Source organism: Clostridia bacterium, from assembly GCA_017620395.1.
GTDB lineage: Bacteria > Bacillota > Clostridia > Oscillospirales > RGIG8002 > RGIG8002.
The window spans coordinates 1-9,339 of sequence record JAFZQJ010000017.1; the positions used below are offsets into that span (position 1 = coordinate 1).

General features: G+C 62.4%; 6 protein-coding genes. All 6 read left to right on the forward strand.

Features of this window, described 5'->3' with window-relative positions:
- Positions 1–2,376 (forward strand): hypothetical protein (locus J5441_03090; protein ID MBO4934140.1); only part of this gene is annotated, 2,376 nt, incomplete at its 5' end.
- 168 nt (positions 2,377–2,544) lie between these two features.
- The gene (locus tag J5441_03095; protein ID MBO4934141.1) at positions 2,545–4,578 is read left to right on the forward strand and encodes a hypothetical protein; all 2,034 of its coding nucleotides are present in this window, start codon (positions 2,545–2,547) and stop codon (positions 4,576–4,578) included.
- A gap of 326 nt (positions 4,579–4,904) precedes the next feature.
- Positions 4,905–5,981, forward strand: a complete 1,077-nt coding sequence (locus J5441_03100) for a DNA replication/repair protein RecF (protein MBO4934142.1) — start codon at positions 4,905–4,907, stop codon at positions 5,979–5,981.
- Between the two features lie 5 nt (positions 5,982–5,986).
- Positions 5,987–6,271, forward strand: coding sequence for a GIY-YIG nuclease family protein (locus J5441_03105; protein MBO4934143.1), 285 nt, complete (start codon positions 5,987–5,989; stop codon positions 6,269–6,271).
- 333 nt (positions 6,272–6,604) lie between these two features.
- The gene (locus J5441_03110; protein ID MBO4934144.1) at positions 6,605–6,859 is read left to right on the forward strand and encodes a DUF370 domain-containing protein; all 255 of its coding nucleotides are present in this window, start codon (positions 6,605–6,607) and stop codon (positions 6,857–6,859) included.
- A 346-nt stretch (positions 6,860–7,205) separates the two neighbouring features.
- Positions 7,206–9,128 carry a DNA topoisomerase (ATP-hydrolyzing) subunit B gene (gyrB, locus tag J5441_03115; GenBank protein ID MBO4934145.1) on the forward strand — a complete coding sequence of 641 codons (1,923 nt, stop codon included), beginning with the start codon at positions 7,206–7,208 and terminating at the stop codon, positions 9,126–9,128.
- Positions 9,129–9,339 lie beyond the last annotated feature (211 nt).

Sequence of the window (9,339 nt, forward strand, 5' to 3'; positions counted from 1 at the left end):
GGCGCAGACAACCCCTCAGTCGCCTCCGGCGACAGCTCCCCTTGCACAGGGGAGCCGGCCGACGCTCTGCGTGAGGCGGGGGATTCCTCGCTTGCGCTTGGAATGAGAGATGCGCAGCAGGCGGTCGAAGCCGCCGCCAAGGGCGCGGAAGGGGCGGCATTGAGCGCTGTCGAAGGCGCAGACAACCCCTCAGTCGCCTCCGGCGACAGCTCCCCTTGCACAGGGGAGCCGGCCGACGCCGCGAACGCCGCTTTCGGCGGACAGCCTGTCTACAGCGGACGTCCGGTGCAGCAGCCCTACGGGCAGCAGCCGCCGCTTTTCGGCCCGCAGGGGAATCCCGAGCAGCCGCATCAGTATCAGAATAACGCCGCCTTCGGCGGTTACACCTCATCCGTCACGGGCGCCGGCGCGCCCGCGACACCTTCCCCTCAAGGGGAAGGCTTTGCGCAGCCGCAGCAGAATAACGCCGCCTTCGGCGGCTTCGTGCCGCCGGTGCCGGAGCAGATGCTCGACAGGCGCAATATCCCGGACGGACCTCCGAGAGGGCAGTTTGTGCCGAACGGACAGCAGGGGACGGGGGATTCCTCGCCCTACGGGCTCGGAATGACACCTCATCCGTCGTCGCCTTCGGCGACGCCACCTTCCCCTCAAGGGGAAGGCTTTGCGCAGCCCTACGGACAGCAGCAGTACCCCCAGCAGCAGTATCAGCAGCCCTACGGCGCTCCCTACGGACAGCCCTACGGCGCTCCCTACGCCGCGCCGCAGCAGAAGAAGTCCAAAAAGGGACTGTGGATCGCGATCGTCGCGATAATCCTCGTGCTCGGGCTCGCGGCGGTGGCGCTCTTCGTCTGGCCGGGCTTCCTCAAGGGAGGCAGCCCCATCGACGGCGAATGGACCGGCGAATACGGCGAGACGATGACGATCGGCGACGGCAGGATCTCCATAGATCACGGTCAGAACGGCACGAACGTCTTTGAGTTCACGCTCGACGGCGACAAGCTCGAGCTGACGCAGATCTCCGAAATGACCTATAAGGTAGAGGGCGACGAGCTCACGCTCACCGTGCTCGGCGGCGAAGGGACTAAGATAATCGCAACGCGCGTTTCCGGTTCCGGCGGCATCGAGGGCGTCTGGGGCGACCTGCGCGTCGTCGACGAAGACGGCGATTCAAGCAGCATCAGCGGCTCCACTATGGAGTTCAACGGCGGCAAGTACGTCAGCAAACAGCAGTACGCGGCCGATATAGAGGGCGATTATGAGGTCAGCGGCGACAGGATCGTCGTCAGAAACACCTCGCAGAAGCTCAGCTTCACCTATACCCTCGAGGGCGACAAACTCACCTTCTGGCGCGTCAACGACGACGGCGAACGCGAGAAGGTCGAGGAGTACGTCCGCAAAAACGCCTCCGGCGGCAAAGAGCCGGACGATCCCCTCAAGGGAAGGTGGGTCGGCGAGTATGAAGACACGCTCGTCCTCAACGGCGACGGCACCGGCAGCTACCTCCGCGGCGGCGAGAACGAATCCCTTACCTACAAGATCAACGGCGACAAGCTCAATATGACCCGCGGCGGCGAAAACTTCAATTATACCTACGAGCTCGAGGATAACGCTCTGGAAATATACGAGGAGGACGGCGAGTTCGTCGAGGCCTTCTATCTCGAAGGCACCGAGCCGCCGAAGCCGAAGTACAGAGGCGCGGAGGTCAACGGCGACTGGGATTTCAACATCGACGACGTTGACTACAGCGACATGTACGACGCGATGATGGGAACGGCGATCGAGTCCACCGGCACGAGCGAAGCCGTGCGCCGCATCCTCGCGGACGAGAGCTTCAAGGAGGCGCTCAAGCCCTCCATCACCTCGCTGCTCAGCGACTACGACTTCGAGTTCCGCGACGACGGCGGCGTTTATATGATAATCGACGCCGAGCTCTACCGCGACTTCATGGTCAAGACGCAGGAGGCGATGATCCCGCTGCTGCGCGAGTTCACCAACGAGGAGGCCGCAAACTATATCGGCGCTACCGTTGAGGAGCTCGAGAAGTATCTCACCGAGAACGGCATCACCTGGAGTCAGTACGTCGACGAGTTCGTCGCGCCGAACCTCGGCGTCAGCTCGCAGTTCGACGACGCGACGCTCGAGCAGATGCTCGGCGGCACGATGAACGCCTACGGCGAGATCGAGACGAAGGGCGGCACCTTCACGCAGTCGGGCGACAAGGTCACGCTGACCGGCCCAGCCGGCGACGTGACGGTCTTCGTTATGGAGACCGACGATTTGATGACCGTCGAGAGTTTCACCGCCCCCGCCGGCACGAGCGAGGCGGCTACGGCGCTGCTCGACGCGCTGAAAGGCTTGAAGTTCGTAAGATCGTAAAGCGGTGATTTTCGGCCCTTTGCGGCTTGTCGTCCTCGGCGGGCAGATAGCCCAGCCGTCGTCCTTCCGCGCCGCAAATCATCCGAAAATCCCTCGCTTATCCGCGACTTCTTTTCAGATAACGAAACCGGCCGTTTTGCCGAATGTGCGTAAGAAGGGAGCAGCTATATGGATAAAATATGCAAAAACTGCGGGAGTCCGATGCCCGCCGAAGCGAAGTTCTGCACCGAGTGCGGGTGCGGCGAGTTCGTCGAGCAGGCCGCCGAGGCGGCCGACGCTCTGCGCGAGGCGGGGGATTCCTCGCTTGCGCTCGGAATGACAGGCGGGCAGCAGGCGGCGCAGCCGCAGGGCTTCGCCGGCGGCGACGCTTACAACCCCTCAGCCGCCTACGGCGGCAGCTCCCCTTACACAGGGGAGCCCGCGCAGCCCTACGGGCAGCAATACCCCCAACAGCAGTATCAGCAGCCTTACGGACAGCAGCCCTACGGCGCTCCTTACGGACAGCCTTACGGCGCTCCTTACGGACAGCCTTACGCCGCGCCGCAGCAGAAGAAGTCCAAGGGACTGTGGATCGCGATAATCGCGATAATCCTCGTGCTCGGGCTGGCGGCGGTCGCGCTCTTCGTCTGGCCGGGCTTCCTGACGGGCAAAAAGTCCGTCGAGGGCGAATGGGTAAACGACAGAAGCGGCTTCGCGCTCGAATTCAAGGGCGACAAGGCGACCGTCCGTTCCGGCGAAGACACTACCGAATACGCCTGCGTTCGCGAGGATAACAAGCTCAAACTCACCAACGGCGACGAAACGCTTGAATATATCTTCAAGGTCATCGGCGACGCGCTCACCCTCTATTATCAGGAGGACGGCGTTTCCTTCCCCGAGGCGTACACGCGCAAGGGCGCCGAAACTCCGAAGGGGCGCGAGATCGTCGGCAGATGGGCGAGCGATTCGGTCAAGGATTTCATCGTTGACGACGGCGCCATCACCGAGATTTCCTACGACGACGTCAAGACCACCTACACCTACGAGATCGAGGATAACAAGCTCAAAGTCACCCCCGACGACGCGGCTTCCGAGCCCTTCGTCCGCACCTTCGAGGTCGTCGACGGCAGGTTCAAGCTCTACGACGAGGACGGCGAGGAGACGATGAACTTCCGCCAGAAGGGCGGTTCCGAACTCGCCAAAAAGGCGTTCGCGGGCGACCTCAACGGCACGTGGGATAACGGCTACGGCGGCGAGATCGTCATCGACGGCGACCGCCTCCGCGGCGCGAACGGCCGCGATTATTCGCTGAAGCTCGAGGACGGTATCTTCACCGTCTACGTCCCCGACAGCGACGATACCGAGAGCTACCGCTACGAGCTGGACGGCGATACGCTCAAGCTCTACAACGTCGACAGCGGCGAGCTCGAGGCGACGCTCACCCGCAAGGGCGGCAAGCCGGAAAGCGGGTTCGACTCCGCGATAGTCGGCAGATGGGTCGATCAGGTCGGCATCAAGCTTGTTATCAACGAGGATGGCGCCGGTACCTATGACGGCAAGGGCGTTACCCTCACCGCGAAGGACGGCAGGATGGTCTGGACGAACGAGAACGACGGCGCTTCTTACAATTATACTTATAAGCTCGAGGACGGCAAGCTGATCATACACGATCCCAACGAAAACGTCACCTGGACCTACACCCGCGAGAGCGAGAAGCCCGCGGCGTCGGTCGATCCCTACCTCCTCGGCTACTGGGAGGACGGCGACGGCGACATGCTGACGATCTACGCCGACGGCACCGCGACCTATATGGACGACGAGGTCTTCAATATCTCCGCCGCGGACGGCACGATGGTCTGGACCGAGGGCGGCGTGTCGGAGACCTACACCTACACGCTGAACGGCGACTTCATGACGCTTTACGACGAGGACGGCGCCGGCTTCGATTTCCACCGCCCCGGCGCGAAAAGGGCGGTCACGCTCGACGACCTCGTCGGCTCGTGGAAGACCGCCGACGGTTATTCCGCGCTGATCACGTCCGACGGCATATACACCGCCTCCGACGGGACCGAGTACGTGATCGAGCTTCAGGGCGACGTCATGCGCCTCTATATCCCGCAGAGCGAGGAGGATTACCGCCAGCGCTTCACGCTCGAGGGCGATACGCTGACCTTCTTCAGCGACGACGGTTCCTCGATCGCGTATTACAGGGAGAAGCAGTAAGGCGCGATTGCGCGTGCGCGCTCTGCGCGCCGCGCATTCGCGCAGGTAAATTCGCGGGCGCTGCCCGCGAGGTAAATTTGCGGCTTGCGCCGCAAGGTAAATCGCCGCGCTTGGCGCGGCGGGTAAATTCACGCCGAGGCGTGAGTGAAGGAGCAAATTGCCGAAGGCAATTTGAATAATTCAAATCGCGGAGCGATTTGGTCCTTACCTCATCCCGCAGGGATGAATTTACCTCGGGCGAAGCCCGAATTTACCTCACGCCGAAGGCGTGAATTTACCTCGCCCGAAGGGCGAATTTAACTCATCCCGAAGGGCGAACGTTTCTTATGATAGCAAAATCCATCACAATAAAAGATTTCCGCAATATCGCGGCGGCGGAGCTGGAGTTCGATCCCGAGCTGACCGTGCTGCGCGGCGACAACGCCCAGGGCAAGACCAACATGCTCGAGGCGGTCTTCGCCGCGTCATGGGGCAGGAGCTTCCGCGCGCAGCGCGAGAGCGACCTCATCCGCGAGGGCGCGGAGTCCGCGTCCGTCGACCTGCGCTTCGACAGCGCCGGCAGGGAGCAGGAGATAGGCCTTCGCTTTTTCCGCGATCCGCAGCGCAGGCGCGAGATCGAGATAAACGGCGTGCCGCAGAAGCGCGCCGGGGAGCTTTACGGGCGGTTCGCCGCCGTGCTCTTCGTGCCCGCGCACCTCGAAATAGTGCGCGGCGCGCCGGAGGAGCGCAGGAAGTTCCTCGACATGGCGCTCGCGCGCGAGAAGCCCGCGGCGCTCAAGCTCATGCTGAACTACCGGCGCGCGCTCGAGCAGCGCAACCGCGTTCTGAAGGACGCGCGTATGTTCAGCGGGCTGGACGACCTGCTCTCCGCGTGGGACGGGCGTCTGGCGCAGCTCGGCGCGGAGCTTTCCGCGCAGCGGGCGGCGTTCTGCGCGAGGCTTTCGGAGTCGGCGCGGCGCGTGTATTCCGAGCTCGCGTCGGGCGAGGAGTTCGCCGCCGGGTTCGAGTGCAGCGGCGGCGCGACCGCGGAGGAAGCGCTTGAGATTCTGAAAAAGACCCGCGCGGACGACCTGCGGGTGGGCTACACCACCTGCGGCGCGCACCGCGACGATATACGCATCTCCGTCGCCGGACGCGACGGGCGGCGGTTCGCTTCGCAGGGACAGCAGCGTTCCGCGGTCATCGCGCTGAAGCTCGCCGAGGCGGAGCTCCTGCGCGAAAGCGCCGGCGAGCCGCCGGTGCTCCTGCTCGACGACGTGCTCTCCGAGCTGGACGCGGGCAGGCGGGATTTCCTGCTTTCGCGCGTCGGCGGCATGCAGCGGATAGTTACCGCGTGCGACGCGAGCGTTTTCACCGACGGGAAGGTGTACCGCGTTCAAAGCGGGCGCTTTGAACGCGAGTGAAGGATATGAAACGGTATTACGTCTATATGGCGACGAATTGGGACAACCGCGTGCTGTATATCGGCGTGACGAATAATATCGAAAGACGGATGTACGAGCATGCCAACGGCGTATGCGGCGGTTTTACGGCAGAATACCGGATACATAAGCTTGTATATTGCGAATGTACGGGCGACGTGCGCGCGGCGATCGCGCGCGAAAAGCAGTTGAAGGGCTGGAGAAGAGAAAAGAAGGACGCGTTAGTGAACAGCGTTAATCCGGAGTGGAAAGATTTGATGAAGGTCAAGTGAGCGCGAAGGACGCTTCCGGACGCGCACACGTTGTCATCCTGAGCGAAGTAACGCGCAGCGTTACGAAGTCGAAGGATCTTGAAGGTAACGGTTGTGTTATCGGAAAAGTGTGCAGTCGGAAACGGGGGTTACGCTTCGTTTTCTTGCGCAACGTTGCGTTTTCTTGGGCGGCGTTCCGCTGAAAAGGCAAGCTCGTCTGTAAGATCCTTCGACTGCGCGATGCTTCGCATCGCTCCGCTCAGGATGACAAAGGGCGGCGCGGGTGCGAGAATGCACGGACGAGCGATGCTCGTCCCTACGGCGCCGCTTTCGGCGCAGAGAGACAGACAACGTATGTACATAACCTTAGGCACGGAAGTGTTTTCCGACCGCGACGTGGTCGGGATATTCGATATGGACGCCACGACCGTTTCCAAGCGCACGCGGGATTTCCTCCGCGCCGCGCAGGAGGGCGGGCGCGTCGTCGACACCTCGTTCGAGCTGCCCAAGGCGTTCGTCGTCGCCGCGAGGCGCGGCGCGCGCGGCAGGGACGGCGAGAGGGTGTATATTACGCAGTATAATACGCAGACGATAAGCAGAAGAGCGTAACGCAGACCGAATTGTTACCGGACGCGCACACGTTGTCATCCTGAGCGAAGGCGAAGCCGGAGTCGAAGGATCTTGAAGGTAACGTGTGTGTTTTAGGGAAAGTGTGCAGTCGGAAGCGGGGGTTACGTTAAGTTTTCTTACGCGGCGTTCCGCCGGAAAGGACAGTTCGTCTTTAAGATCCTTCGACTGCGCGGACTTCGTCCGCTCCGCTCAGGATGACAGACCTGCCCCTGCGGCGCAAGTGATATTGACGCTTCGCGTCAGTGGTATTTATGCTTCGCATAAGTGATATTATCGCTTCGCGATAGTGATATTGCGGCTTTGCCGCAGATGATAGGAGAAAACCATGGAACAGGAAAAGGTAACACAGGAATACGGCGCAGAACAGATCCAGGTGCTCGAAGGGCTCGAGGCAGTGCGGGTGCGTCCCGGCATGTACATCGGCTCGACCGGACCCCGCGGACTGCACCACCTCGTCTACGAGATCGTCGACAACGCGATCGACGAGGCGATGGCGGGCTACTGCGACCTCATCACCGTCGAGCTGCTGGACGACGACGTCGTCCGCGTCACCGACGACGGGCGCGGAATCCCCGTCGGAATACACGAAAAGGAGGGCATCTCCGCGGTCGAGCTCGTCTTCACGAAGCTCCACGCCGGCGGCAAGTTCGGCGGCGGCGGATACAAGTGGTCCGGCGGCCTCCACGGCGTCGGCGCGAGCGTCGTCAACGCGCTTTCCGAATGGCTGAAGGTCGAGGTGCGCGACGGCTCCAACGTCTACCGCCAGGAGTTCCACCGCGGCAAGGTCGTCACCCCGCTCGTCAAGGGCGAAGCCACGACCGGGCACGGCACCACCGTCACCTTCAAGGCGGACGCCGAGATCTTCGAGACCACGCGCTACGAATACGAAACGCTGCTTACGCGTCTGCGCGAGCAGGCGTTCCTCGACGCCGGAACGCGCATACTCTTCACCGATAAGCGCTCCGACTCGGACGGGCAGTCGAACGACCTCTGCTACGAGGGCGGCATCCGCTCCTTCGTCGAGTTCCTGACCGAGCGCCGCAGCGTTACCGCGCTGCACGACGACGTCATATACTTCCGCAGCGAATACGACGACAAGGTCGCCGAGGTCGCCATGCAGTATAACGACGGCTACAACGAGCTCGTGCTCTCCTTCGCCAACAACGTCAACACGATGGAGGGCGGCACGCACGAGACCGGCTTCAAGACCGCGCTGACGAAGGTGCTCAACGCCTACGGCCGCAAGTTCAACCTGATAAAAGAGAACGAGAAGGACCTCTCCGGCGAGGACGTCCGCGAGGGCATCACCGCCGTCATCTCCGTCAAGCTCAAGGACGCGCAGTTCGAGGGGCAGACGAAGACGAAGCTCGGCAGCAGCGAGATGCGCACGATGGTGGGCAACCTCGTTTCCGAGAAGCTGGAGGTCTACCTCGAGGAGAACCCTGCCGTCGGCCGCACGATAATCGACAAGTGCATGCAGGCGGCGCGCGCCCGCGAAGCGGCGCGCAAGGCGAGGGAGCTGACGCGGCGCAAGTCCGCGCTGGACGGCGCTTCGCTGCCCGGCAAGCTCGCCGACTGCACCGACCGCGACCCGACTCACACCGAGCTTTTCATCGTCGAGGGCGACTCCGCGGGCGGCTCCGCCAAGGACGGCCGCGACCGCACCTTCCAGGCGATCCTCCCCCTCTGGGGCAAGATGCTCAACGTCGAGAAGGCGCGGCTCGACAAGGTATATTCCAACGAGAAGCTCATGCCGGTAGTGACCGCGCTCGGCACCGGCATCGGCGAGGAGTTCGACCTGACGAAGCTCCGCTACGGCAAGATAATCCTCATGGCCGACGCCGACGTCGACGGCAGCCACATCCGCACGCTGCTGCTGACCTTCTTCTTCCGCTTCATGCGCCCGCTCATCGAGGAGGGGCACGTGTTCATCGCCCAGCCCCCGCTTTATAAGCTCAAGAAGGGCAAGGTCGAGAACCTCGCCTACACCGACGCCGAACGCGACCGCTATATGCTCGAAATGGGCGAAAACGTCGACATCCAGCGCTATAAGGGCCTCGGCGAAATGGACGGCCACGAGCTCGGCGACACCACGATGGACCCGCGCCACAGGATACTGATAAAGGTCAATATGGCGGACGCCGTCGAAGCCGACGCGACCTTCTCCGTGCTGATGGGCGACGCCGTCGAGCCGCGAAGGGACTTCATACAAGCTAATGCGAGGTACGTAACTAATTTGGATATATAAGCGCGAAGCGCGCCGCCCGCGCGGGCGGCACTCGTTCGCCGCAGGCGAACATATCGTATCAGCGCAGCTGATATATCGTATTCGCAAAGCGAATATATCGCATCGGCGAAGCCGATATATCGCACCGAGCGAAGCGAGGAATATCGCCGCGAACGCAGTGAGCGGACCTCCCTCAGACGAGGGAGGTGGATTGACGGCCGCGTAAGCGGAC

What these genes read in the sequence shown, in the direction of transcription:
- J5441_03095 (MBO4934141.1), top strand. Translation starts at nt 2,545, where the DNA reads ATGGATAAAATATGCAAAAACTGCGGGAGTCCGATGCCCGCCGAAGCG.
- J5441_03100 (MBO4934142.1), top strand. Translation starts at nt 4,905, where the DNA reads ATGATAGCAAAATCCATCACAATAAAAGATTTCCGCAATATCGCGGCG.
- J5441_03105 (MBO4934143.1), top strand. Translation starts at nt 5,987, where the DNA reads ATGAAACGGTATTACGTCTATATGGCGACGAATTGGGACAACCGCGTG.
- J5441_03110 (MBO4934144.1), top strand. Translation starts at nt 6,605, where the DNA reads ATGTACATAACCTTAGGCACGGAAGTGTTTTCCGACCGCGACGTGGTC.
- gyrB (MBO4934145.1), top strand. Translation starts at nt 7,206, where the DNA reads ATGGAACAGGAAAAGGTAACACAGGAATACGGCGCAGAACAGATCCAG.